General features: G+C 40.1%; 24 protein-coding genes and 1 tRNA gene. 9 read left to right on the forward strand and 16 right to left on the reverse strand.

Translation table 11 applies throughout. From position 1 onward, the window contains the following. Nucleotides 1-20 precede the first annotated feature (20 nt). On the forward strand, nucleotides 21-1,286 hold the full coding sequence (locus CHL74_RS00880; RefSeq protein ID WP_094879245.1) for a phage integrase SAM-like domain-containing protein: 1,266 nt from the start codon (nucleotides 21-23) through the stop codon (nucleotides 1,284-1,286). Nucleotides 1,287-1,335: 49 nt separating this feature from the next. Here the strand turns inward: CHL74_RS00880 and CHL74_RS00885 are convergent, their stop codons facing one another. Further along, the gene (locus CHL74_RS00885; RefSeq protein WP_094879246.1) at nucleotides 1,336-3,159 is read right to left on the reverse strand and encodes a DEAD/DEAH box helicase family protein; all 1,824 of its coding nucleotides are present in this window, start codon (nucleotides 3,157-3,159) and stop codon (nucleotides 1,336-1,338) included. 1,037 nt (nucleotides 3,160-4,196) lie between these two features. Between CHL74_RS00885 and CHL74_RS00895 the strand changes: the two genes are divergently transcribed. The 3 genes from CHL74_RS00895 to CHL74_RS15645 all read left to right on the forward strand — a co-directional run bounded on the left by CHL74_RS00895 (nucleotide 4,197) and on the right by CHL74_RS15645 (nucleotide 5,403). Then, nucleotides 4,197-4,622, forward strand: a complete 426-nt coding sequence (locus tag CHL74_RS00895) for a hypothetical protein (RefSeq protein WP_094879248.1) — start codon at nucleotides 4,197-4,199, stop codon at nucleotides 4,620-4,622. A gap of 38 nt (nucleotides 4,623-4,660) precedes the next feature. Further along, nucleotides 4,661-5,179, forward strand: coding sequence for a hypothetical protein (locus CHL74_RS00900; RefSeq protein ID WP_094879249.1), 519 nt, complete (start codon nucleotides 4,661-4,663; stop codon nucleotides 5,177-5,179). Between the two features lie 118 nt (nucleotides 5,180-5,297). Beyond that, nucleotides 5,298-5,403: transfer RNA gene (locus tag CHL74_RS15645), tRNA-Met, on the forward strand. Between the two features lie 696 nt (nucleotides 5,404-6,099). On the opposite strand, the gene CHL74_RS00905 is transcribed toward CHL74_RS15645, so the two are convergent. The 15 genes from CHL74_RS00905 to CHL74_RS00975 all read right to left on the reverse strand — a co-directional run bounded on the left by CHL74_RS00905 (nucleotide 6,100) and on the right by CHL74_RS00975 (nucleotide 21,265). After that, on the reverse strand, nucleotides 6,100-6,393 hold the full coding sequence (locus tag CHL74_RS00905) for a helix-turn-helix domain-containing protein (protein WP_094879250.1): 294 nt from the start codon (nucleotides 6,391-6,393) through the stop codon (nucleotides 6,100-6,102). A gap of 7 nt (nucleotides 6,394-6,400) precedes the next feature. Then, nucleotides 6,401-6,583, reverse strand: a complete 183-nt coding sequence (locus CHL74_RS15650; protein WP_176452137.1) for a winged helix-turn-helix domain-containing protein — start codon at nucleotides 6,581-6,583, stop codon at nucleotides 6,401-6,403. 252 nt (nucleotides 6,584-6,835) lie between these two features. After that, entirely contained in the window at nucleotides 6,836-8,530 is a 1,695-nt protein-coding gene (locus tag CHL74_RS00915) for an RNA-binding domain-containing protein (protein WP_094879252.1), read from the reverse strand. A gap of 30 nt (nucleotides 8,531-8,560) precedes the next feature. Then, on the reverse strand, nucleotides 8,561-8,824 hold the full coding sequence (locus CHL74_RS15655; protein WP_094879253.1) for a hypothetical protein: 264 nt from the start codon (nucleotides 8,822-8,824) through the stop codon (nucleotides 8,561-8,563). Nucleotides 8,825-9,066: 242 nt separating this feature from the next. Then, nucleotides 9,067-10,593 carry a leucine-rich repeat protein gene (locus tag CHL74_RS00925; protein ID WP_094879254.1) on the reverse strand — a complete coding sequence of 509 codons (1,527 nt, stop codon included), beginning with the start codon at nucleotides 10,591-10,593 and terminating at the stop codon, nucleotides 9,067-9,069. A 161-nt stretch (nucleotides 10,594-10,754) separates the two neighbouring features. Continuing rightward, on the reverse strand, nucleotides 10,755-11,756 hold the full coding sequence (locus CHL74_RS00930; protein WP_141241186.1) for a DUF2971 domain-containing protein: 1,002 nt from the start codon (nucleotides 11,754-11,756) through the stop codon (nucleotides 10,755-10,757). A gap of 190 nt (nucleotides 11,757-11,946) precedes the next feature. Continuing rightward, nucleotides 11,947-13,989: a MobV family relaxase gene (gene mobV / locus CHL74_RS00935; protein WP_094879256.1), complete on the reverse strand. Its 2,043-nt coding sequence runs from the start codon at nucleotides 13,987-13,989 to the stop codon at nucleotides 11,947-11,949. A gap of 185 nt (nucleotides 13,990-14,174) precedes the next feature. Then, on the reverse strand, nucleotides 14,175-14,828 hold the full coding sequence (locus tag CHL74_RS00940; RefSeq protein ID WP_254923185.1) for a hypothetical protein: 654 nt from the start codon (nucleotides 14,826-14,828) through the stop codon (nucleotides 14,175-14,177). Continuing rightward, nucleotides 14,812-15,321, reverse strand: a complete 510-nt coding sequence (locus tag CHL74_RS00945) for a hypothetical protein (protein ID WP_094879258.1) — start codon at nucleotides 15,319-15,321, stop codon at nucleotides 14,812-14,814. The genes CHL74_RS00940 and CHL74_RS00945 overlap by 17 nt, the downstream gene beginning before the upstream one ends. Beyond that, the gene (locus tag CHL74_RS00950; protein ID WP_141241187.1) at nucleotides 15,318-15,725 is read right to left on the reverse strand and encodes a helix-turn-helix domain-containing protein; all 408 of its coding nucleotides are present in this window, start codon (nucleotides 15,723-15,725) and stop codon (nucleotides 15,318-15,320) included. The genes CHL74_RS00945 and CHL74_RS00950 overlap by 4 nt, the downstream gene beginning before the upstream one ends. Nucleotides 15,726-16,008: 283 nt before the next feature. Then, nucleotides 16,009-16,818, reverse strand: coding sequence for a hypothetical protein (locus CHL74_RS00955; protein ID WP_094879260.1), 810 nt, complete (start codon nucleotides 16,816-16,818; stop codon nucleotides 16,009-16,011). Then, nucleotides 16,815-17,828, reverse strand: coding sequence for a nucleotidyl transferase AbiEii/AbiGii toxin family protein (locus CHL74_RS00960; protein WP_094879261.1), 1,014 nt, complete (start codon nucleotides 17,826-17,828; stop codon nucleotides 16,815-16,817). The genes CHL74_RS00955 and CHL74_RS00960 overlap by 4 nt, the downstream gene beginning before the upstream one ends. Beyond that, nucleotides 17,825-18,442 (reverse strand): DUF6088 family protein, encoded by a 618-nt coding sequence (locus CHL74_RS00965; protein WP_141241188.1) that lies wholly within the window; start codon nucleotides 18,440-18,442, stop codon nucleotides 17,825-17,827. Before CHL74_RS00965 ends, CHL74_RS00960 begins: the two co-directional genes overlap by 4 nt. A 129-nt stretch (nucleotides 18,443-18,571) precedes the next feature. Next, nucleotides 18,572-19,900, reverse strand: a complete 1,329-nt coding sequence (locus CHL74_RS00970; RefSeq protein ID WP_094879263.1) for a tyrosine-type recombinase/integrase — start codon at nucleotides 19,898-19,900, stop codon at nucleotides 18,572-18,574. Nucleotides 19,901-19,945: 45 nt separating this feature from the next. Further along, complete coding sequence (locus tag CHL74_RS00975; RefSeq protein ID WP_094879264.1) at nucleotides 19,946-21,265, reverse strand: site-specific integrase; 1,320 nt, start codon at nucleotides 21,263-21,265, stop codon at nucleotides 19,946-19,948. Between the two features lie 283 nt (nucleotides 21,266-21,548). Here CHL74_RS00975 and CHL74_RS00980 point away from each other — a divergent pair, with 283 nt between their 5' ends. The 5 genes from CHL74_RS00980 (at nucleotide 21,549) to CHL74_RS15660 (ending at nucleotide 24,317) form a co-directional block, all read left to right on the forward strand. Next, nucleotides 21,549-22,478 (forward strand): CsgG/HfaB family protein, encoded by a 930-nt coding sequence (locus tag CHL74_RS00980; protein ID WP_094879265.1) that lies wholly within the window; start codon nucleotides 21,549-21,551, stop codon nucleotides 22,476-22,478. Continuing rightward, nucleotides 22,475-22,813 carry a hypothetical protein gene (locus CHL74_RS00985; protein ID WP_094879266.1) on the forward strand — a complete coding sequence of 113 codons (339 nt, stop codon included), beginning with the start codon at nucleotides 22,475-22,477 and terminating at the stop codon, nucleotides 22,811-22,813. The genes CHL74_RS00980 and CHL74_RS00985 overlap by 4 nt, the downstream gene beginning before the upstream one ends. Further along, complete coding sequence (locus tag CHL74_RS00990; RefSeq protein WP_094879267.1) at nucleotides 22,813-23,157, forward strand: DUF4810 domain-containing protein; 345 nt, start codon at nucleotides 22,813-22,815, stop codon at nucleotides 23,155-23,157. Before CHL74_RS00985 ends, CHL74_RS00990 begins: the two co-directional genes overlap by 1 nt. Continuing rightward, the gene (locus tag CHL74_RS00995) at nucleotides 23,154-23,825 is read left to right on the forward strand and encodes a GNA1162 family protein (protein ID WP_094879268.1); all 672 of its coding nucleotides are present in this window, start codon (nucleotides 23,154-23,156) and stop codon (nucleotides 23,823-23,825) included. The genes CHL74_RS00990 and CHL74_RS00995 overlap by 4 nt, the downstream gene beginning before the upstream one ends. A gap of 252 nt (nucleotides 23,826-24,077) precedes the next feature. Further along, nucleotides 24,078-24,317: a hypothetical protein gene (locus tag CHL74_RS15660; protein WP_176452138.1), complete on the forward strand. Its 240-nt coding sequence runs from the start codon at nucleotides 24,078-24,080 to the stop codon at nucleotides 24,315-24,317. Nucleotides 24,318-24,337 lie beyond the last annotated feature (20 nt).

The following is a 24,337-nucleotide window of genomic DNA, read 5'->3' on the forward strand; positions in this document are numbered from 1 at the left end:
CTAATAAAAATTAGCGTAAGATGCTTACAATCAAAGCAGAGATTAAAAGACAAGAGCAAAAAGCGGACGGCACTTATAATATTAAGGTGCGCTTTACGCTCAATCGAAAGGTGAAAAGACTGTCAACAAGCTTATTCATCAAACCGTCCGACTTAACCAAGACAGGCAATTTCAAGAAAGGTACAGCCATTTACAAGGAGATTGAACAGCTTGTTACAGGCTATCAGCAGAAATGCGATGCTATGCAAGTTGACATAAACGGCTACACTCTTGATGAAATTTTCAAGCGTTTAAAGTTTGGAGAGCAGAAAGACAAAGAGATTGATTTCATACAGTTTTCTCGCCAATGGATTGCCAAAGCAACCATCAAAGGTGCAAGCAACTACAAGACGGTTATCAACTCACTTGTTTCTTTTATAGGCAAAGAAGAACTGAACATAAAAGAGGTTACTGTTTCGTTTCTCAACAAATACACCCAATATCTGAACCAACGCAGAAATGAAAGAATCAAGGAATTGGAAGCAAAGGGAAAACGCATACCGTCTAACAGGATGATTTCTCTTTACCTTGGGAGTTTGCGCCACCTTTACAAGGAAGCGCAACGCAAATACAATGATGTGGAGAATGGACTTATACTTATTCCATCCTCACCATTTGACAGCATTTCCATTCCCAAGCAAGAAGCCACACGCAAGAGAGCACTTGACAAAGGCATCATCAAAAGAATCTACGACCTCCCTTATAAAGAGGTAGGCAAAGGTTTGAAGCACACCTGTAGATTTGACCTTGCCAAAGACTGTTTTATTATGTCGTTCTGCCTTATAGGAATGAACTCCGCCGACTTATACAACGCTACAGAGTTGAAAGATGGCAAACTGACCTATTACAGAACAAAGACAAAGGACAGACGAAACGACAAGGCTAAAATGGTGGTTGAAGTTCCTGCTTTCGTCCAACCTCTAATAGAAAAGTACAAGGACAAAACAGGAAAGCACCTGTTTAATTTCTATCAGACCTATGCCAATAGCAAGGCTTTTAACAAGGCTATCAACTACGGTTTGAAAGAGATTGGCGAACTTTTAGAGGTTGACGATTTGGAATACTATGCAGCTCGCCACTCTTGGGCAACAATCGCCCTCAATAAAGTTGGCATTGATAAATACACCGTCCACGCAAGCCTCAACCACGTAGATGAATCCATGAAAGTGACAGACATCTACATTGAACGTGATTTTGCGAATGAGAACAAGGCTAACGCCAAGGTTCTAAAATACGTGTTTGGATAAGAAAGATACAAGGGCATTCCGTAGCACATACGGTTTGCCCTTTATTTTTTCAGATAAATTCGTAGCCATTCTTTCGGCTTCCATCATCAAGCGTTATTTTTATTGCTTTCATTTTGAAGCCATACGTACTTTCTAAATGGCTTGCTACCCCTTTTTGCTGAATGCCATATTTAGAATAGACACTATTCATTTTTTCCTTTATCACAGAAACAAGCATCCTTGTACCAACAGGAAAGAGAATACTAAAATCCTCTAACAAGCGGTGCGTTTTTCGTTTCTTTAGCAACTCATTCTTTAGATTACTCTCTTTATAGCCAAGAGCCTTTATCCTATCATAGCCCAACGCATCATAATATACCGCCAAGTCTTCATTTTGTCGCTCCATCACCCTATTCGCAAAGTGGAACTTAGCCAAGTCCTTGTTTTTGCGATATTCACAGTAGCGTTTCATCCTTTCAGCAAAACTCTCCTTTTTAATGATGCAGTCTAATTGCTCCTTATAGTCCGATTGGAGTTCTTTTCCATCTACTGCAAACCCATTTTCTTCTAATTGCCGCTTAACAATGAGGCTATTCTGATAGTTTTCTTTCTGAACATCATAAGCAAAAAGGTCATTCAGATAAGCCATCTTGTTTATGGAGAACCTATCCTTTACCGAATCATACCACACGTAACTTTCGCTATACTTGTTGACTTTCTGTAAAGACACTGTTTCCTTTATAAGTTCAGCCCTAAGGTCTATATTATCCACCTCATTTTTATGAGCGGCATTCATTTCGGACGTGTGAAGCCTTTTCTCCAAGAAAGCCTTATACTCCCTTTCTTCTTCCTCGCCAATATCCATATTATAGATGAAAGAAATTTCCTTTCTAAAAGGATTTATGGCTAATCGTTGTCTCCCTGCTATCTGTCTAAGTTCTGTTGCAATATCAATGGAAGTGTTTACCCTCTTGTTGTCGCTTATAACAAAGGTAGATGCACAAGTAGAATAGAAATCGCATCCTGCAAAAGCCGTGGAAGTACAAAACGTAATCATTTTGTGAGCCTCCCCTTTAAGCGGAATCCTGCCAAGTTCAAAACCTTTTCCTAATTTCTTTATCAGCGTCTCATTTTCAGAAGATGAAGCTACTATAATATTCACCTCATTTGGCTGCAAATTCGTGTGCTTGATGATGTTCAGAATATTATTCACGCTATTCAGAAATATCACGCATTCTTTAGATTCTACCACTTTACCGCCAGCCTCAACACTTGGAAAGATTCCTTTCTGATAGTTCCTTACTATTTCTATCGCATTGTTGACAGGACATTTTGAAACGAGCCTGTTGACTTTTATCCTATCGAAGCCATCCCACCTTAAAACATAATATGGGACACCCTTAAACCATTCCATTTGCAACATATACTTGTCCGCTATTGGTGTAGCAGAAAGATAGGTGACATACGGAAAAGTTCTGATTGCCTCCATCAGCCTCATTTCCGTTTCAGACTTGAAGCTGCTATCAATAAGCAAATACTGATATTCGTCAACAACTACCCTCCAATCGTCTTTGTCAGCAATCAATCTCGCCAAACGTGGCATTGAATCATAAGTAGCCAATATCTTTGGCTTTTCCGCATTCCTCAAATAGTCGTCTATCTCCGCATTTGTCACATCACCATAAACCGCCAAAGCACCTTTATGCTGTTGGCACTTGTTCTTTATCAAATTAATTCTTGGGCAGCAAATAATAGTCTTATAGTCATCTACTAAGGCGAGGGTTGTCGCACCACAAGCCGTTATCCCTTTGTTTAATACCCCACAAGGCAATTCAAAGCCTTTCCATTCTGTTAAATAATTTACTTTGTTTGGAACATCAATCACTTGTTTCATAACCGTTTGATTTACTCTTAAAAATCCGCATCTCTTTACTCTTGTCTATTTTCTTATCTATTACTCTTACTCTATTAAGACAGCCAAGACAAAAAATCAGACTGTCCGAAAATCTATTGCTTCTATTTTCTATCTAAGGACACCAAGAAAGAAAATCAGACACCACCCACAAAATAAAACCGAAAGCGATATTTCTCTCGGCTTTACTCTCTTGAAACAAGCGAATACTTGATTTTATGTGGGAAAGGTCTGACAGTAAGCTAAACTTCCTTTGAACCTCTTATATAAGCAAATATATACTGCTCCGAGCATTTTTCCAAATTAAAATCATCGTCAATTCCATTTTTCTTACATTCTTCATTCATTTGATACTACACTACCATAAAAGCATTTTTTCATAGAAACGAAACAGAGGGAAAAATATTGCATATCAGAATGAAATAAAACCACACAAAAACATAGCCGAAATATAGAAAACGAAACTTAACTAAAGCTAAGATTAAAAATTCCCCTTTACACCTTATCTAAAAAGCAGAGGGCTATTGTACAAGCGCAAGTTTACAACATCTTTCAGTCCCCCTACAAGATTTAGAGGGAAAGTAAAATCAAAAGTTACATTTTGCTTCTGAATACGACATTTATTCTACATAATATAGTTAAAATTGGAGCATTTCCTAATTTTAATCGTTAAAAAGAAGAGATTATCAACGCTTTTTCGTACCTTTGCAACTGACATTCGTAAGTTTGTCAAGACATTTTAGAAAACGAAGAGCGTTATTGAAACTCGCCTTTACCATCAAATTCTCGCAAAATTTGAATACACAAAAGGGTCGGGCTGCAACAACGCTCACGCTACGGATATATACTATCCCGAAAGGGGTAACTATATACTCGCTTTGCGTGAGCGACTGTTGCTTATCCATTTGTGTAGGCAATGCGAGAAGCCTGATGGTAGGATAAGCAAGATACAGTCCTCACGCTTTTTGCATTTATAAACTTAGTGTTCCAATGGGGGATGAGGGACAACGCAAAATGTTATGAAGACATTAAGATTTATCGGAATGGCAATTTTAGCCGTAGTAATTAGTGTTAGCTTTATGGCTTGTTCAAATGATGACAATGATGAAACAGAAAAGGACAATTTTGTTTCCATTATCACCAATGGAGCTTGGTCACAAGATGGAGACAACGACATTATTAGCATTTCTAAAGATGGTACAGGCTTTATGTTTGAGAACTCTAATTCTTATAATAGCAATACAAAAACAGGCTATTCATTTAGTTGGGTTTACAGCAACAACACAATCACCATCAAGACTACAGGATATTACGAGAATGGCAACAAGACTGAAAGCTATTCCGACACCGACAAATGGATTGTTACGTCTTTTTCCAATTCAAAAATCGTACTCACTAACGCAGAGGATGAAAGTGATATTTGGACTTGGAAACGCTACAATTAAAAGGACAATTTTTATTCACAACTTAAAGATAGAAAAGAATGAAGACATTAAGACTATTAGGGATGGCACTGTTAGCCATTATTATGAGCGTTAATATTATTGCTTGTTCAAGCGATGACAATAACGACAGTGAAGAACAGCAGGCAACGGCTAATCTTTTAGGCACTTGGAAATGTACCTCTACAACTCCTTATGAGGAACATAGCGCAACACAAGGAGGCGATGGACTTAGAGAAGGACTAAAGATAAAATTTATACAGAACAACAAATGTTTCATAGACTATTGGGGGAATGGCTTTGACACAGGAAGTGGCAACATCAATAATCCAACTGAATCAGATTGGCATTCTGAGGAGGGTTGCAAATGGCTTTTAAGTGGCAACAACCTTACTGTTATGGAAAGCGATTTAGACCGTTGGGTTGGTACTGTTACCATTAAAGGGAATGAAATGACATTCACTTATAAATATCAAGATTGGAACTACGATAAGCAAACTATGATTTCCGAAAGCAAGGAAACCTATACATCAAAGTTCACCCTTACTTCAAGAAACTAACGAAAGATGCAAGTCTATTCAAAAAACTACTTGCATTGCTTAGAGAGCAGTTGTTGACTGATTGTTGACTAATTGTTTCTCGCTTAGAGTTTATTCATGGTCAACGGCATAGCTATAAGGATTTGTAGCTCAGTTGGTTGCACACAAAAGCGCAGCTTTCGTGTGCCGCAGAGAGCAACAGACTCATAATCTGGAGGTCCCTGGTTCAAGCCCAGGCTGGTCCACGCTTCTATTACAGCGACTTACGCTTCGGCGTAGGCCGCTGTTTTTGGTTTCTGCGTAAACAAACTGTTTGAGTTAGGTGTGTTTACGCTGTGATATTTTATGAAACTCCCCATCATTCCATAAGATGTTATATCGTGTCTTGTTTTAATGAGCTATTGAAGAATTTGCTTATTCCAATAAATTTTTCATCGAAACATGATACATTGTCATGCAAAAGCCTTACCTTTGCGATGTCCATACTCATACCGAAAGCCCCGACGGGCAGAGGTAGGGCAGACATATACATATAATAAGGCGTAACTGTACGCTTTGGTTTTGACTTGTTAGAACTTCGCAAACTCTATGGATTGTCAAAAACAAAGCAACGGAAACGCCTCATGGGGTGTATTGTATACAGCCCTCATTGGCTTCGGACGGCTCTGCCGCTCGTTGTCATTGAGGGTGAATTATATACTTACACTAACGTGGGGCTTTCAACGTTGCTCGTTTCGACAATCCGGGCAATGCGAAGGCCTTAACAAGTGGAACGAGTAACAGGACTGGCTCCACGTTTGAACCAGTATGTTTTTTGTAAGTATCTGTAAATCAAAAGAAACTTTACGGCATCAAGCGTAAATGATACCATAAAGTTCCCGTTGTCTGCAAGAAATCAGTCTTGCGTTGTTTACATCAGAAAATGAATTGCTTGATGCAAATTAGCGATTAACATCCATTAACTCCGCTTTTGCTGTTTCAATGGCAGAAAGTTTCAATTCATCTTCATCCTCCAAATCACTTAGAATTTTATCAGCAAGCCAAAGAGTTAGCATTTCCTTTTCGTCCACTTTGAAGTATGTTGCCATTTGAATTACTTGGCATCTTTTTGCTCGTCTGTCCCCGCGTTCAATCTTGCTGAACATGGGTGTGTCTATTTCTAAGTATGCAGCCACTTGACGCTGCAATATTCCTTGTTCGTCTCTAAGAGACCTTATCTTGTTTCCTAATAACATATCCGTTTTATTCTTTGTCTAATATTACAATTTCCCAATAGCCTCCAAATCTACCACCTGTTCGTTTAATTTTGCCTAATTCACGAAGTTTACGTATTTGCTTCTCAACTCCTCGTGAAGACATATTCAATTGCATTGCGATTTCTGCGGCTGTTATATGTGGGTCATGTTTTATAATGTCTAATATCAAGTTCTTTGTTTCCGAACTTCTTTCCGAACCTACTGCGTTTCTTTCCGAACAACATATCTTTTGCAATTTTAATTTGACCGAAATTGTCGGTTTATCGGTCTGATTTTGTTCTAATCGGTCGCTTCCGCTGTAAAATCCGTTGGATTTCGACGGATATGTGTGAATTATGACGGATTTACTACGACTATTTCGCTATAATTATGACGAATCCGCTATAAATCCGTCATAATTCGCTATAATCTGATATGTTCGCTATAATTGAGACACTATATACCATGTTCGCCCTTCTGCCTTTATTGTATTCTCTTTGCTCATACTTTTTAGCAAGTCTCCAAGCATGCGTATCTGTTGCTCTTCCGTCTTATTCTGAGGAAGCACATCCTTCAAATATTCGTAGATGCTATCCCTTTTGGCACCTTCCTCACCTGCATTACTGAGAAATTGAAGAACCATTTGGCGCAGTTTCTCCTTGTCTAAACCCTTTGTCTTAGTGTAAGAAGGCAGCTGGTGCGTGTCTTTTGCGACACTTAGGGAAATGCTGTAATGTGGAGGCTCACCATCTATAAGTCCACGTCTGAGCAAGTCTTGCGCTACATCCTCATGAATGGTTCTTCCTTTCTGCACTGCATCAAGCGAGATGCAATCCCATAGAGAGAGTGTGTCATTTGTCTTCAGCAAATCTGTGTATCGCTTGTTGATTTCGTTGCCATAAATGCGTACTACGACTTTCTTCTTTGCTTGATCAATCTCATAATCAGGCATGGGGAAGTGTCTGCGCCATTGCTCGTTGAACATCTTCTTGATACCACGGCTTACGGTATCGATCATGTTGAAGTCAACCATAGCTCTACACAGACATTCATTGCGGAAATGAGTCTGCGGTTCTTCGTTTCTCAAAGCATTCTCCAATGTGCCAGGGATAAATGTTCCTGCGTTGGAGTAATACAAGTAGCCTGGATTTTCCACAAAGTTGATGCGTTGCAGAAGTGTGTAATCCTGATGGGCAATGCAGTTGTGCAATGCCTCACGAATGGTGTAGTCATCATACTGCTTCATCGTATCAGGGAACAACGTACCGCCAGGCATCTCACGCAACGTAAGATTTTCTATCTTTGAGAGGATTTCATCCACTGTCAATATGAATGGAACTGTGAAATGTTCATAGTCCACTACATCTTGTCTCGCGTCTCGTCGTGTCCAAGTGACTTGCGCAACGGCTGGACGCAGTTTGAATGCCGATTCGTATTTGCCCAGCAATATGATGGCAGCACGAGTGATGCTACCATCCCTTATCAATCCACATTTACCGAGGAACGTCTGAACGCTCCAACTATTCACTTCTTCAGCAGGTATGCGACTATGTACTTTCTTGAACATCATGCTAGCCTTAGCGATAGCCACTTCATCCAAATCATCTATAGTAGCATCTGACACAATCTCTGCCGACCAGTCTTTGGCGGTATAGATTGGCTCTTCAAGTATGACAGCCATTCTTTCCTGCGTCAGTTCTACCAAAGAATCCTCTATCCGTTGCCATGCCTTCTTGTGGGCAAGTACAGGACGACGAGGCTGATGCTTCGGAATATGTATTATCCATATTCGCTTGTTTGTATCATCAGTTACAAATTCCTCTATGCTTAGACCTTCCGATGACAGATAAGTGCATTGTTCTGTAAGTTTGAACGTTGCCGACTGCGTGTTTGCTGATTGGCCATTAAATGTAAGCCTTGAAATGTCGGTACCGACTATTTCAAGTGTCTTGTCTTTAACACCAATCACAAGATGTCCTCCCTCCATGTTGGCGATAGCCGACACGTAGGAAATGACATCGCCCTTCTCATCCCCACAGAACGAGTTCTTCAGATTCTTAAATTCCTTCCACTCACATCGCGCATTCTCCTGAGGATATTCACGAAGGAGATATTGTTGTAGTTCTTGTTCGAGCATAATCAATACTTCATTCTGTTTCAGTAATATTTATATCTCAATATAATCACGTCTTCGTGATAATGGTAGTTCTCTGAAAATAACAGGATTCCCTTCACTTGTCAAAAATAAGGATACTCTGTTTCCATAAAACTTGGTTAGGAATAAATGAAAACTTTTGAGTCCATCATCTTCACAAAACCATTCGTCTTTGGGAACAATAAAATATTCATCGCCGATATTGTTATTCTGATAGTCTGACTTCCTTACCACCAAAACATCTTCATTTGTGTCATACGTTCTTATCAGATTCATTTTTCTTCTTTTATTTTTATTTATTAAACATTGCAATTGAATAGTCATCGTATGCTATCAATCCTTTTCTAATTAGGCTTTGTATGTATCTTATAAAGATGCACAGCTTCTATATATACCATTCATATTCGCGATGTTCTGTTAAGAATTGCACTAATTAAGAAATGACTTTTCGTATTTATTGAACACCCTATGTTGTTGATATCTCATTATACAAACAATCACACTTCATAATTCTGTTTTTATATAATAATGACTCTGTTCAACTCTGACACACGCTCTTTACCATGAAGATAAGTATATTGTTCAAAGACTTCTTTTGCTCGTCCAATGTGTAAATAATGTTCTACTTCCGCAGATTTATTAGCTATATACTGAATATATTCTTTTATAAGATAGGTTATATGAGCTTCTTTTGAATATGACTTTCTGGCCATTTCTCTGATTCTACTATCTTCCAAGTGCATTTCGTTTATTTCTTTCTTTGATGTCCAAGGCCAGTTTGTGGTATATCCAGAATCTTTGTATTCGCTATGGTAACTAGGTAATATGGTTTCTAAATATGCATCAGAATAATATGAATATCTATGTGTTTCAGAATAGAATGTGTCATCATCTCCAATTTTTGTTTTTGTCCATTCCGATATAGTCGTTTCGTATGAGTCAATAATACTGTTAATGTCTAACTTATCAACTTCTTCTTCAATTTGTTTTATTACATCTCTGATGTCTGTCTTTAACCTTTTGTCAACTTCATAATAGTATTTAATTGCATTCTTTTGCAAATCTTCAGATCCAACATATATACCATTGTGGGTTATTTTTGTGTAACGGCTTGAGGTTTTAAGAAAACCCTCAGATATATTCGAAGCATAATGGTCTTTATAATTGCTATAAATGTGAATATCACCGAAAAACATGGCAAAACAGCGTTGGTTCATGTGATTAAAACTGAAGATTCTATTTGACCATTCATCACTTAAACGCTCTGTATAATAAAACCTAAAGTTAGTTAGGCACCATATGTACGAATATATATCATCTTTGCCTATTTCGATTCCACATCTTAAAGTCTCATAATCATCGTCAACCAAAAACTTGTCTATATTATCTGCTTGGAATTCTTTTGCAAACTTTAAATGCTCTAAAGAGTAGCAGTCTCTTAATGCGCCGAAACCTATTTTGATGACACCAATTGCTAATATGGAAGCAAGATTAGGACAATCGCAAAAAACATACTCGGGCAGATTTGTTACATGATTAGGTAAGCTTATACTTTTAATCTTGCTTCGTTGAAAAGCATGATTTTTTAAATGCATATATTTGCATAGTGAAAAGTCCAAACTTTCTATTTGGGCATTTGGGCTTATACAAAAGGATTCCATATATTCAAAATCTTCTCCAAAAGAAATCTGTTTGATAGGTGGCCACCCATCAAATGATTTCTCTTTTAATATTTTTATGGTAGAAGGGTCAAATGTTACCTTTTCCAATTTAGGGCAGTTGGCAATGGACGGAATATTATCCGTTAATGTTGGCATTATAATCTCTGTAACATGTGGGAAACCGCTAATTACTTTTGGTACATTAGGGCACATTGATAAATCTAATATGACGATATGTTCCTGCCTGATGGCAGTATACAGACTATAATTGTAATTTCCCATTGTAATATCACTAATTCTATTGTCATAGAATGTGAACTTACCATTTTCGTAGCAGTATTTGTAGCTTCCGGTATTCAGAATAGTTTTAAGACTCGTTTTCATAAAAGTGAGTTATCTTCATGATTATTACACAATATATGCAATCTAAATATGGAATCGGGAATAGCTTCGCTAACTTGCTCAAAATCGCAATAGACGAAGCATTGAATATCTTCTTCTAATATTTTTAATATTGAACTCGTATCATTTCTTTTTTTGAAACGTCAAACATCTATCTCACAATTCTCTCCAGGAATGAGAATATCATATCCATTGGAAGAATTCCATATCGTTTCTGTGTGCTTTATATCAATAAGAGAATAATCAAGCAATCCATTACCATATACCAGTAGTGGAACTCTTTGTGTATGTTTATTCAGTTTCTCTACATTTTTTTTAAATTTAACGCTGTCAGTATCTTCGATTACAGAATTCAAGATGATATATTTTAAGGCTTCACCATAATCTACATATTCCTCTTTTTCAAGGTTGGGACAGCGCTTAATAAACCTATACTCTTGTTCATGCTCCCATTCGTTGCGCTTGTGAAAGAATATTTTTTTTATTTGCTTCTGTATGTCATACTGAATACTTTGAGAGTCATTGGGCTTTGCTATATAAAACGACTCTACAGCTTTATCGTATGACACATTTATATGTTGAACATCTTTATCAAGATTGTTACATAAAGTATCTTTATCAAATACAAGGCAGACACCTTTACCTTTATCTGCATATAGCCCCCACATTTGATGGAGGTCAAATCCCAATTTGTTTTGTTCCATATCATCAATGGTAAGGCTAATTTGACGATATTTGGCCATCTCATTTTTTATTGTTTCCAATATGTCAGATGACAAATGTTGAATAGAATTCCCTGATAAATCAACATAGGAAAGTTTGTTATTTTCATGAATGTCATTCATGTCACATAAACTTCCAAATCTAAGACTGTGGGATTCCAATATTTTAATGGCTGTATCAAATTTCGTGTAATGATACAATTTGCTTATGCTCTCGAATTCTTCTCTCATATTTGAATATTTTGTGTTACTGGCATTGCTTCCAATAGGCACATTTTCTACCGACACCCCACCTTTGTTCTTTGAGATGGAGGGCGTACAAGAGGTAAGTCTTGCACTTGGACACGATAAGCCTGTGTCGGTAGGCTGCCCATTATACAATGAAGCGTCAGCCGTTAAAGGCTGTTTGGTGTTATCTTCCAATGTTATTGCTCAGAGGTTAGATTAAACCAATAGACTTTCTTTTGATAGAATTGTCAATTATTGACCACAAAAGTAGTAAATCTTATTCAGACGAAAGAATAAATAACTGGAAATCTTTATTTTGGCATCGCATTTCTATAATTTGAGGCGATTTGCAGTAACCAACGCTACAAATCGCCTCTCATTGTCATTATCTGGATAAACCTTGTGACTTCTTTTTTGGTGGTGCTCCTAATCCCAACTTCTGTGTTCCGTCCCAATTCGTAAGTTGGTCAGCACAACCATTGGAGCCACCGAGTGAAACGTATGTATCTGCGCTGCACGACATGTAATCAATGAACGAAAGGAAGTTCTGAATGATGGGTTCGGTATAAACAACCTCATCGGTAGCAAAGAGTTTTGTCCAGTGTGCGACACATTCTCTCCGATAGTTGCCACAACCATTCCATTCCATGCTCGCGAGAAATCTTTCAACGGCAAACTTTGTTCCTTGTGGAGAGCAAAGCGCAATGTTGGATTTTGTAGCAGTAGCCATAATACCATAATAGATTGCTTTGGCTTCTTTTTCATCGAAATCTATTCTGCTTGATTGCGAAAAGGCTTTAAGCTGTTCATTACCTTCACTAATGAATCGGTCAAGTACACCTTGGTATCTGTCTTGTCTTGCCTGTTTCTCACGTTTTGCCTCCGCTTCTTGTTCCTTGCGTTCTTCCACACGTTTAACAGCTTCAATTATTTCTGGCTGCTTTGTTAAGTCGTTCCATTGAATAACCAAGATTTTGTATTTCTCCCATAGAGTATTGTAATCAGTCTTGAGTTTTGTAATGTCTTCGTTTTTTGAAGCTAATTGGGTATTGAGCCTTTCAATAACGGCATCCTTTTGAGCGGTTACTCGTCTGACTGCGTTCTCGTCAAGTTGCGATATGCGTTGTTTCACCTCCATAATTTCGGCCTTTAGTGCTTCATTCTCATTCTGCAATGCCTTGTTCTCTACAATCAGTTTGTTGAGATTCTGCATATAGTAAGTGTAAGTTTTGTTGACAGATGCTCGTATACCATTATTCTGCTTGTCACGTTCAGCGTTGATGGCAACGACAAGAGCCTTGATAGCATCATTGATGTTTGTTGTCCGTTCCTCTCGCCAAGTCTTTTGTCCGATAAGTGCAGGAATAGGAATGGCAAGTTCTTTCTTAACGGCATCCATTGCCTCTTGAACTGGTGTCTTGATGTTTAGAAGAGGGAATGTAAGCTCTTGCTTGTCAATAGTGGCAAGCACAGCGTATTTCTCCACCTTGTCAAGAGCAGCTTTCGCCTGTCGCTCGGCTTCAAGAACGATTTTGTTCTTATGCCTTCGTCCTCGCTTTTCCTCCTCGGACAATTCATTGTAAGGGATGCCGCGTGCAAGACCATACTTGCGGCCAACCTCATTGTGATAGTCTGTATGAAGTTGCGAGAGATATTCCGACTTTGCTTTTCTCGTCTCTCCCCACACCTTGGCATAAGACACACGCTCAACATAATCCTTTGAGGCAGTATGCTTGGTGTAGTTGTTTCGCTCCTCTTTGGGTAATGCTCTCCATTCCTTAGTTGAAAGCACTATGTCGGGATTGTTCTTGTTGACATACTTGCTACCAATGCGTCCACGTTTCTTGACTTTCTCCACAGGAATAGTCTGCACATGGGCATGGATGCTTGTTTCGTCACAATGGACTGCGAAACTGATAATATTCTCCTCGCCCCATTTTCGACAGGCAAAGTCGTAGGTGTCCTTTGCCCATTTATAAATGCCTTGTTGCAATACGATGTGGCTATGATCTGCATCAGGATTGGCAGTGTCTATCCTTTGGTTGCCAAAAGCGAGGTTGTACAGCACGTCGTGGTCGCCACTGAATATCATGCCGACAGTGCAGTTCGGACTGTTCTTTGAAACTTGGTCAAGATGCTTGGCATCCATATATGGTTTGAACCCCAATTCATCAAGACTCATCTGAATGCGCTCATGGAGTGGAATGGGATTGGAACCAAGAGGGACAATCTTTCCATCCTTGACTATCTCAAAATTGAGATTCTTGCGAGAGAAATTATAATGGTTGTTCTTCTCCTTGTCGGCATTCTTCAACCGATAGACATTCTCGTCCCAACCTCTGCGCTCCGCCTCGTTACCTACTTGGGCGGAGAATGATTTCTTGTCTTTGCCGACATGGATAGCGGCACGTGGTATGTTGCTTTGCATATTGTATTTCTGTCTTGTTGTACATTGTAAAAGGCGTAACTCGGTATAATGGCAGCAGGTCTCGGGCGGAGCCTGAGCATAATAGAAGGACTTTTTAAGTGAACAGCGTCAGCAGGTGAATCTAAAAGTCCCTATTATGTTCATGGACTTTTGCAAAAAGTCGGCTCCCTCACGAAAGACTGCCTCTATCCTTGACTGTCCGCCATCTGTGCGTTTTCTGTCCGGTAGGTTGGATTACGATAGACCACCTTTGTCATCATCTCGTTGAGTCGGTCGGCAATTCGGTCACCATATCGCTGACGGATTTCCTTGGGCTCAAGGTTTGTGGTGAAGACCGTGAACAGTTGAGCGTCATACCGCATAGCCAAGAGTTCCTTGATGGGATAAATGAAATTGCCGTAGTCCTGCACTTCAGCAGGTTCAGTACCAATATCGTCTATACCTAATATATCAGCTTCCGCCAATCTGCAAAACTTATTATAGTCCGTCTTGCGGATTTGCACAATCTGCATGGCATTGACAATGGTAAAACTATAGTAGTTATCAGAACTATGTCCAGCATTAGGCGATAGGTTCGGTTTGAGGATTTCCAATCGTCTGACAAGGTTCTGCAATGCCTTGAGCATAGTGGTCTTGCCGTTGCCGCATCCGCCACATAAAACGATTCCGAATTTTGCAGTGTTTGCAGTCAGGCAATTGGCTACCTGTTTGAGTTGCTCTTCAACAAAACCATTATAGATAAACCTGCGATAGCGAAGCTGTACTTCCATGATATATGCTGCCAGAAGATATTCGTATGCCTGCTCCTCCAACATAGGCAGTCTAAAACGCCCCGTCATAGTCCGTCCCTTCCGCAGGAACTGGACAAGTCCTGCGATTTTCTTTTCGTTTGCTATTTCCATATACACCTCCGTTTTTACTGTCAAAAATCTCACACCTTCCCTTTATAAAAGAATCTTTGCTTTGGTGTTTGTCTTTATCTTTAATATGTGTCAAGTCCTGTGTCAAACCATGCGTCAAGTTATCCGTCAAGCCTACTGTCAAGTTATCTGTCCATTCAAGCAGTGTGTAATTGGATGGTAGATGGCGGGATTTGCCTTCTGTAAAAGCGATAAGTTTGCGCTCGGCTAGATGCTTCCGTGCCGTGATGACAGTTTGCCTTGATAGGCGCAAGTCTTCACATGTTCTTGTTGTGGAGCACGCAAACGGCATTTTCCAATACCGCTTGTTGCTCTCGTTCACAAGATAGGCAAACAAGGCTATCTCACTCGCTGGCATTGGCGACAACAAAGCAGAACGCCAAAGCTGGTTCATGTATTCGATATACGTCATACGCTCTCTTTACTATCGTTGTCGTAAGCATTAGGCAAGTTCTTGTCCACTTTACTCTTCCGTTTGCAATAGCCTACAACTGTTTCGTTCATGGAGCGAGCGTGTGTAATGGCTTTGACTGCCGAGGCAGGGTACATGTTCTTGTTGCCAAACTTGATGTGCTGCAAGTAGCCTGTGCGATGCCACTGCCATAGAGTAGCAGGACATACATTGAAAATTTTGCAAACCTCCTCTGTCGTAAGAAAGGTTTCCTCTGATTCTTCCTTGCGAACAGACGCAGCTTGTTCCTCCCATTCCTTGCGTGACTGCGCCAAGAGAGCATTTGCAAAATGGTGAAGGTCTTCAGGAGTAACGGTTAGTGCAACCTGGCCTCCCATCTTTGTCAATGACATGATGTCAACCATATTTTTTCTTTTGATATTCGTTATACATACGCTGTCTTGCTCGTAAACCAGGATGCTCTTTCTCGCAGCGTGATAAAAAAGAAACACCGTCAATCCGCTGATTTGTCGGATTGACGGTGCAAAGGTATATGGCTTTTGACGGCTCTCGATGAGATTTGAATAGGCATTAGGATGCGACTACTATTGACTACTCTTTGTTAATGGAATTAACGTGACAACATCAAAAATCCTTAGCCAAATGCTGTTTTACGTTTGACTAAGGATTGTAAATGGTAGCAGATTGTCAGAAACGAAATATGCTGCGACAATATGCAATAATCATAGAAAGGAAGTTCTTGCGTCCTAATTTGCGGTCGTAGAAGTGCACTTTATTTTCATTGGTGACATTGTAGCCTATGGCATTTCGTAAAGACCTTCTGTGATATTTGATTTTCTCCTCAACCTGTTTCTTGACGGCATCGGACTCGTATTTCAGGTTTATATGATACTTGCTGAAATACTTGTCGAAACTACTTTTCTTCAGGTTGAACTCATCGACCAGCAGACTGCGAGGAATTGTTGGGAACAATATGCCGTCCTCTATTGCACAATGGATAATGACGGCTGCATCATCTGGATGTTCACCTCTGATAAGCTGGTGAAGTCCGTACTGGATAGCATAGTATTGGGCTGCGAATGGAGTATATTCAATAAGTTTGGTCGGACGTTCTTCATTCGACACCCCACGAATAATCTTCAAGAACCCTAATACCATCTTTTGGGTAATGCCATCAAAGTGCTTCCGTATCAGTTCCTTGGTCAATGCCTCCATCTCGTCATAATGGCAGTTTCCTCTAATGGCAATATATTTGAGTGTCTTGCGGATTGAAGGTTTCTTTGCCAATTCTTCCCAAGGCGTAGTTTGGTATGACATAACAGCAAGAATGGTCATGCCGAAGGCTTCAAGACTTGGCTTTTCGATATTTTCGTTCACTTTCGTTCCATCAAATTCTTCCTTTATGAGCGAAAGCATGAACCTAACGTTCTCTTCTGTTATGTTGCGAGGCTTGCCGAACTGCTGTTCAAGATCCTCGCCGAGTTCGTTTATGTTCATGCCTTTCGGTAATTTAACTGTCTAATTTGCTCGTTGAGCGTTGACAACTTGCTTATCAGTTCATCAAAAGAAGGCACCTGTCCGAAAATCATGTGCTCACACATGAATTTATAGTCATCTTGCCATAGTCTTGCAATATCCTCGTTGGGCACGATACATAATGTGGCAGGATATAGCTCATCATAGTTGAAGCCCTTAAGTCCGATGAACTTTCTGCGATGTTCAAGTACCGCCTTATACAGGGCTTCGTTGTGGATTGCACGATATGCAATATTACCTTCAGAATCCATCATCATTGCCAAATCATATATATGGCGAGACATACGCTCCACTCTTACCTCATTCTTCCTGAACTCTTCATGCAGCAGGAAAACCTTTTCAAGGAATGTACGCTCTGGAATGACAGCGTTCACCTCAAATGGCTTTTCTGCAAATGGAGCTTTGCTGAAATGGGCGTCAATAGCAGCGTTGATTGCTTTTTTCTCAATAGGCTCTATCATCGATCTGCCGCTGATTTCTATCTTTACCGTATTCTTGATATATGGTGATACTTCATACAAACTATGATAGGTTATAGTTATCACCTCTGGGTCTGTTGTCGTAACTGGTGTGATTATAACATCCACACTAAAGGCATCTGCCCGTATGCCCAAATCCACTAAAGCTTTCCTTACATCATGCTGCATCTTCTCTCTTACGAAAGAACAGGCGGTGCGACGTAGTCTGTCGCTGATTTGAGTTTTCGATAATTCACCGCTAAAGCCAAGGAATTCTCGGCTGAGTGCAATATCCACGTCTTCGGAGAATCTGGCAATCAAGTTCCAGCATTTGCTGAGACTTGTACCTCCTTTGAAAGCAATATGTTCTGCATATGGCAAAGTATGAAGGACTTTCAACACCTGCGTTACCCACCAGTCCTTTTCGATACTTGACGGCGGTAATCCGGTCTGCAATGCCACGGTATTGATAGCTTCACGTTGTCTATCTTCTGGTATGTCTATGAATTTCATCGTACAATTAGTATTTTGCGCACCCATGCAGGGGCAAGTTTTATATCATGGTTGAAATCGTTGTCGTTTACATTCTTTGCGTGCTCGACAAGCACGTTGCGTTCCTCGTCGGTTATTTTGTTCTCGCCTATGGTGCGCATGGCTGTTACAACAAGCATCATCAGCTCTGATTTATAGGCAAAGTTCTTGCCCGAAGAAGAATGCTTGAACAGGATGCCACGCCCGTTTCCGATCTTTATCCTACGTGGTGCGCCGTTGGTCAGGAACACGACATTCATGGGCATCTGTGTGGACAATCCGAGACGATTCAAGGCATATGCTCCCATAGGTACAATCTTAGCCTTGTCTCGTTTGACTATAGCCTGGGCAATGTCTTCAACAGACGGATAGATAAAGCCAAGTCCATATTCCTTGTCCTCTTTGGGGTAATAATAGATACCATGAGCCAGACGCACCAACATTCCGTCGGTGTACATCCGATGGAATGTTGACTTCACGGCTGATGGTGTTCCGCAGTCTGCATAGTCTTGTTGAAAAACTATCGAACCACGTCCTTTCCCTCTAAGCCTCATTTCTATCTTATTTACAGTGCTTTGGCTTGATGTCTGTACCATATTTTTGAAACCTTTTTATTATATTTTTGGTTCTTGTTCGTCTGCAAAGGTATAGTATTTTCTTCTAAACGCCAACGTTTTTATTTAATAACCGTTTTTGAAACGCAATTTTGGCAAACTCGCAATAGGTCAGTCTATCAATTTCACCAGCTCGCGTTTCATCTCGTTGTCGATTTCTCTATAACGTGCAAAAGCTCGACTGCCATCTGTGTGTCCCGAAAGAGATGCAACAAGATTTGGATCTTTCACCTTCTTGTATAGGTTGCCTATGAACGTCTTTCTTGCAGTGTGGCTTGTCGCAATATCGCAGATTGGTTTCTGTATAGGCTCACGAGTCTTGTTGTCAATAACAGTCACCATGCGGTCAATGCCGAGCAGTTTTAGAATTTTCTTAATCTGACGGTTGTATATGTTCTGATTTATCTTTGGCAACAACCTCGTTTCAAGGTCTGCATATTTAGCGAGAATCGCTTTCGCCTTATCATTGAGCGGTACTCGGATGGTGCGTGGCTTGTGGTTCTTTGTCTTTTCAGCAATGTATTCCACAGCACCATCAACGATGTTGGCACGTGTCATCTTTTCAAGGTCTCCCACACGGCAACCGATGAGACAATGAAACATGAATATGTCACGATATACTTGTGTGGATGGTGTTTCGTTACTGAGGTCGGCATAGTAGACTTTGTCACGCTCTTCAAGTGTCAGATAGAATGGAGGGCTGTCCAGCACCTTAGGCATCTCAAAGGTGGCGAAAGGGTCGTTTGTCGTGATATTATGCTTCAAACACCAGTTCACAACCGTGCGTATTCTTCTGAATATAGTATTGATGGAATTTTCCGTTAGTTGGCGTGGTTTGAAACGCTCCTCTATGTCATCGAAGATTTGAGGGTAATGTTCATAATATTCAGCCTCGTTTACCAGATATTTATGAAACTCACGCAAGTCACCGGCTGTTATGGCATCAAGTCGCATGGTGTAACCTCGTCTACGCATGATTTCCCTTTGGAAACGCTCGAAGTGCTGCAGCTTACGTACGTTATGCTCATGATGCCTTATGGATTCCTTTTCCATTGGATGGTTCTCGGCATACTGTTGGCATTGATACACAAGGCTGTATTCGTCACCTTTTCTGCCTTGGCGGATGTTGATGTTTGGATGATGAAACTCCTCAATAACACCTTTTAGCCAACGGCTGTCCGCTCCATGATAATATTGTGCGGATATAAGCGCCGTCATGTCCTGCACGGCTTTGTCGAATGCCGTGCGCTTTGCTTCCGCTACAAGAGCCACACGTGTCTTGTAACCCTGCCGTTCCGCGCTCCAATGATTAGGATTGATGGATAACTCGCTGACAGCTTTGATGTCAGTCTTTCCGTCACGCACACGGAAATAAACGTGCGCCTGGTCGGTTATGTTGTTCTTTGCCGAGGTTTCTCGGATGAATGCTGTTACTTTCATGCTACTCTATATATAATGAGGTATAACTGGTAGATTGTATAAACGTTAGTTGATGAGGTTGACAAGATTTACTTTCGTTTCCTCATCAATCTCTCTGTATCTGGCGAAAGCTCTGCTTCCGTTTACATGTCCTGTCATGGAACTCACAAGCTCGGGGTCTTTCACTTTCTTGTATAGGTTGCCGATAAAGTTGCGTCTTGCCATGTGGCTTGTAGCGACATCACATATTGGCTTCTGAACCTCCTTTCCTGTGACGGTGTCAAGGATAGTAACCATTCTGTTAATGCCACATTCTCGAAGCACGGCACGGATGCCCTCGTTGTATTGATACACTTGCTTTGTCGGCAGAAGCTTTTCTTGCTTGCCATCGTAACGTTTTAATATTTCCATAGCCTTTGTGGTAAGCGGGACGCTCACGGTCTGCGACCGTTTGCGCATGGTCTTGTGTGGAAGATACTGCAATATGTCACCGACTATATTGTCTTTGGTAAAAGAAAACAGGTCTCCGACTCTACAACCCACCATTGATTGGAAGATGAACAAGTCACGATACACTTCTAACTCTGGCTTGTTATGTAGGTTTGCATTGTAAACCTTGTCACGTTCTTCTATCGTCAGATAAAAAGGTGTGCCTTGTACCGCTGCTGGAATAGTGAACGCATCGCATGAGCGATTTGTTGTAAACCCCATCTTGATGCACCAATGCCCAACAATACGCAGATGATGCATGATACCTATAATCTGTGTGCTTGACATCTGCTTGGGAGGGTGCATGCAAAGGTTGAACTGTTCATAAAACTCTGGGTAGTCATTGTAATGAATATATTCGTTTATGACATACTCACGAAAATCAAGATACTCTTCGGGGCGGATTGTCTCGCAATAGAGCGTGAAGCCTTCCTTTCCCTCTATTTCCCTCTTGTAGGCTTCATAGCGTTGAAGCTTCTTGATTGTTGGTTTATAAACGAGTGCTGATTTCGGACTCATGGGATGTTCCGCAATGTATTGTTCCATTCTCGAAACAACTGTAGTCAATGTCTCTGTTGACCTTGAAGTTGAATTGACACATTCATCAATCACATTCTTCATCCATGCAACATCAGCAGTCGCAGAGTTATACTGCTCGCTAAGAGCCGTTGTAATGGTCTGCACCAAAACCTTGACTTTCTTCTGCTCGTCAGATGGTAATTTCTTTGTCCTTCGATAGGAAAGTGCATCATTGTCCCAATAGTCAAGCATAACCTCAATGTCGGAACGGACTTTGAGGTCAACACCCTTATCTCGGAGTCGAAAACAAAGATTGGCTTTTGCAGGAGCGTCTTTGTCTTTGGTCTTGCATTCCTTTGTGATGATGGTAATCTTCATGTTCCTATGTTTTTTATTTCAGCCACAAAGGTAATATCTTTCCCGTAAATGTTCCCACATATCCCCAATAAACTATGATTCGTTTAAATCTATTTATGATTTGGTTTTTGCACTTTCCTTCCTTATTATCAGTTATTTGCAGGTATTATCGTCAAAATTAATCAAGTCGAATCATTGTTGTTTTAGTATATACAGTTTCCACGCTTTTATATATGTATATGGCAAACTTAATGAAATAACGGACCAATCAGGGAGTCGTTGGTTTATTTGTACAACAACAACGATGAAAAAATTTTGTTTATTGATTGCTCTGTTGATGTCAATACAATTAGCATCAGCACAACGAAAGACAGTCATCGTAGAAACACCTACAAACCAAGTCCAAGATGATGGAATGGTATTGAAGCGTAAAGTAGCAATTGGGCGTTTTTCAAATGAGACCCAATATGCTAAAGGCATTTTCTACGACAAGGAAAACGATCCTATGGGAAAACAAGCTTTGGACATTCTTTCAACAAAGCTAGCTTCTTCGGGAAAATTTATTCTTCTTGAACGTAGTGACCTTTCGACACTCTTAGAAGAATGCCAGAAGAATGGTGGAGGTTCTGCTACTATTGGTGCTGATTACATGATTATTGGCTCCATAACAGAATTTGGAAGAAAAAACACAGGTAAGAATGGGGTTTTCTCTTCACAAAAGACCCAAACAGTTGAAGCTGCTGTTGCTATTCGTTTAGTTGATGTTTCTTCAGGACTAATCATTTATTCGGATGAAGCTAAAGGAAGTGCAGAACTTACAACGAAAACAACAATGGGTGTTGGAGGTTCAGCAAGCTTTGATGCTACGCTGAGCGATAAGGCTATTTCAGAGGCTATCGGTCAACTAGTCGAAAACATTATCAATAAATGTACAAATAGTCCTTGGAAAACATACATCATTTCAAGTGATGCCGATGGTACGCTTATAGCTGGAGGAGCAAGCCAAGGTATTAAAGAAGGTATGAAATTTGCCATCAAAACAAAAGGTAAAAAGGTTAAGAATCCACAGACGGGAATAATGATAAACCTCCCAGGCAAACAGATTGGTACAGCTACCATACTTTCTACTGGCGGTGATACTCCCGAAACAGAATATTCGTTTGTTAGTGTGGATACCTCAGAGCCCATTAATGAATCTACAATGAATAATTATATAATTGAGCAAATGAAATGAAAAAATTAATAACTCTATTATTCGTCATACCTCTCTTACTGATTGGATGTCGCGCCCATCTTCCAGTTGCGCAAGAAAGTGGAAAAGAAGACATTGCTTACCTTTTATTTGTCAGTTCGAATGAATATGCAGGTAAAAATGTTGCAGTGAAAATTGATAATAACATGCCATTTATCGCAAAAGTCGTTAAGAATTCGAAAGCAAACAGACGTGGCTCTCAATACGGCATTGCTGTAGGAACAAGAAACTTAACAGTATCTTATAATGGTAAAAACATCTATCAAAAGAAGATATTCGTATCAACCCAAGAAGTTAAACAAATAATATTACCATAATGAAAAAGATAATTCTATTAGGAGCTATAATTGGACTTTTTGCCTCATGCAGCTCAACCAAACCCTTATACTCATGGTACAACTATGAGGATGCTACATACCAGTATAACAAAAAACGTACAGATGAGTTAAAGGTGAAGATGATGGATCAATATCTTAAACTCATCCAAAAACAAAAAGGCTCGCGTGGAACAGTTCCCCCAGGACTTTATGCAGAATATGGGTACGCTCTTTACATGGGCGGAAAGAAAGAAGAAGGTTTGAATTATCTTAAGCAAGAGATGAAGCTTTATCCCGAATCTGAGACTTATATTTCACGAATCATTAAACAGCTAGAAAAATGAAACAGATATTAATGCTTGTGCTAACGGCAATTGTTGTTGTCTCATGTTCTTCGACAAAAACAATGGGTGAACAATATCCGGCTATGTATGAAGAAAAGCCTGTAACAATCGCCATTATGCCTCCTATAAACCAGACTACGCATGCAGAGGCAAAAGACTATTTTTACACAACCATGTACCTTCCTCTATGTGAGAAAGGATACTATGTCTTTTCTCCGTATTTAACGATGGAGATGTTCCAACAAGAAAGTGCATATGATGCAGAAAACTTTTTGGAAGGTGACCTCTCCATATTCCGCAAGGTACTGGGCGCTGATGCAGCAATGTTTACAATTATCAAAAATTGGAAACGTAATAACGTTGGTGGGAAACTAACGGTTGATGTTGAATACATTCTTCGCTCTACTAAGACTGGGCAAACACTTTACACACGCGAAGGCAATATCAAGGTTGACACAAGCGTAAATGGTGGTAGCGGTGGTTTTGGGGCTATAGTCGGTCTCATAGCAACTGCTGTTAACACAGCTGCAACAGACAAGGTCATTGCAGGAAGAAAATGTAATGCATACGTATTAACAGATTTACCTGCTGGCAAATACTCCGAGTTTTACGAAAAAGATTCAAAGAATCCTGCTGGCAAGAAGTTTGTTAAAGCAACAGTGAAATAGACATGGGACACACGACAATTACTATTTGGCAAAGAACGAAATAGTGTAACAAAAGCCTCGGTGGAAAGAATATCCCATCGAGGCTCTTTTATCTCTATTACGTTTTACATGTCTATATACGAAACGACAAAAAGCAATCGAAATGATCGTATAAAGGAAACTCGGCAAGAAAATCCAAAGCAAAGTCTTTACCCAACCATTTGACAACCACACACCTTCATTTCTTGACATCATATTAGACATGTCATAGAAATGGCGAGTAAGGATTTCCTTATTCGCCTTTCGGTGGTCTTCAAGAAGTTTGGACTCATCGCCAATGAGTTTCTTTCTGTCATCTGTCAGTCTCTCAATGTCGGCATTCAAGGCTATATTCTTGTTGATGACATCCAGACAGTTCTGAGTAATCTCTTGCGCAAACTTAGAAAGGAAGGAAAGATTAGCAACACCACTATAGCTGGCAATAAATCGACTTGGGCGCTTGTAAATGGCTAAAATTTACAAGCGCTTACAAG

This window comes from Prevotella sp. 885 (assembly GCF_002265625.1).
Lineage (GTDB): Bacteria > Bacteroidota > Bacteroidia > Bacteroidales > Bacteroidaceae > Prevotella.

Excerpts from the sequence above, each read along its gene's own strand:
- CHL74_RS00880 (WP_094879245.1), top strand. The coding sequence starts at position 21 with ATGCTTACAATCAAAGCAGAGATTAAAAGACAAGAGCAAAAAGCGGAC.
- CHL74_RS00885 (WP_094879246.1), bottom strand. The coding sequence starts at position 3,159 with ATGAAACAAGTGATTGATGTTCCAAACAAAGTAAATTATTTAACAGAA.
- CHL74_RS00895 (WP_094879248.1), top strand. The coding sequence starts at position 4,197 with ATGAAGACATTAAGATTTATCGGAATGGCAATTTTAGCCGTAGTAATT.
- CHL74_RS00900 (WP_094879249.1), top strand. The coding sequence starts at position 4,661 with ATGAAGACATTAAGACTATTAGGGATGGCACTGTTAGCCATTATTATG.
- CHL74_RS00905 (WP_094879250.1), bottom strand. The coding sequence starts at position 6,393 with ATGTTATTAGGAAACAAGATAAGGTCTCTTAGAGACGAACAAGGAATA.
- CHL74_RS00915 (WP_094879252.1), bottom strand. The coding sequence starts at position 8,530 with ATGCTCGAACAAGAACTACAACAATATCTCCTTCGTGAATATCCTCAG.
- CHL74_RS15655 (WP_094879253.1), bottom strand. The coding sequence starts at position 8,824 with ATGAATCTGATAAGAACGTATGACACAAATGAAGATGTTTTGGTGGTA.
- CHL74_RS00925 (WP_094879254.1), bottom strand. The coding sequence starts at position 10,593 with ATGAAAACGAGTCTTAAAACTATTCTGAATACCGGAAGCTACAAATAC.
- mobV (WP_094879256.1), bottom strand. The coding sequence starts at position 13,989 with ATGCAAAGCAACATACCACGTGCCGCTATCCATGTCGGCAAAGACAAG.
- CHL74_RS00940 (WP_254923185.1), bottom strand. The coding sequence starts at position 14,828 with ATGACGGGGCGTTTTAGACTGCCTATGTTGGAGGAGCAGGCATACGAA.
- CHL74_RS00945 (WP_094879258.1), bottom strand. The coding sequence starts at position 15,321 with ATGACGTATATCGAATACATGAACCAGCTTTGGCGTTCTGCTTTGTTG.
- CHL74_RS00950 (WP_141241187.1), bottom strand. The coding sequence starts at position 15,725 with ATGGTTGACATCATGTCATTGACAAAGATGGGAGGCCAGGTTGCACTA.
- CHL74_RS00955 (WP_094879260.1), bottom strand. The coding sequence starts at position 16,818 with ATGAACATAAACGAACTCGGCGAGGATCTTGAACAGCAGTTCGGCAAG.
- CHL74_RS00960 (WP_094879261.1), bottom strand. The coding sequence starts at position 17,828 with ATGAAATTCATAGACATACCAGAAGATAGACAACGTGAAGCTATCAAT.
- CHL74_RS00965 (WP_141241188.1), bottom strand. The coding sequence starts at position 18,442 with ATGGTACAGACATCAAGCCAAAGCACTGTAAATAAGATAGAAATGAGG.
- CHL74_RS00970 (WP_094879263.1), bottom strand. The coding sequence starts at position 19,900 with ATGAAAGTAACAGCATTCATCCGAGAAACCTCGGCAAAGAACAACATA.
- CHL74_RS00975 (WP_094879264.1), bottom strand. The coding sequence starts at position 21,265 with ATGAAGATTACCATCATCACAAAGGAATGCAAGACCAAAGACAAAGAC.
- CHL74_RS00980 (WP_094879265.1), top strand. The coding sequence starts at position 21,549 with ATGAAAAAATTTTGTTTATTGATTGCTCTGTTGATGTCAATACAATTA.
- CHL74_RS00985 (WP_094879266.1), top strand. The coding sequence starts at position 22,475 with ATGAAAAAATTAATAACTCTATTATTCGTCATACCTCTCTTACTGATT.
- CHL74_RS00990 (WP_094879267.1), top strand. The coding sequence starts at position 22,813 with ATGAAAAAGATAATTCTATTAGGAGCTATAATTGGACTTTTTGCCTCA.
- CHL74_RS00995 (WP_094879268.1), top strand. The coding sequence starts at position 23,154 with ATGAAACAGATATTAATGCTTGTGCTAACGGCAATTGTTGTTGTCTCA.
- CHL74_RS15660 (WP_176452138.1), top strand. The coding sequence starts at position 24,078 with ATGGCGAGTAAGGATTTCCTTATTCGCCTTTCGGTGGTCTTCAAGAAG.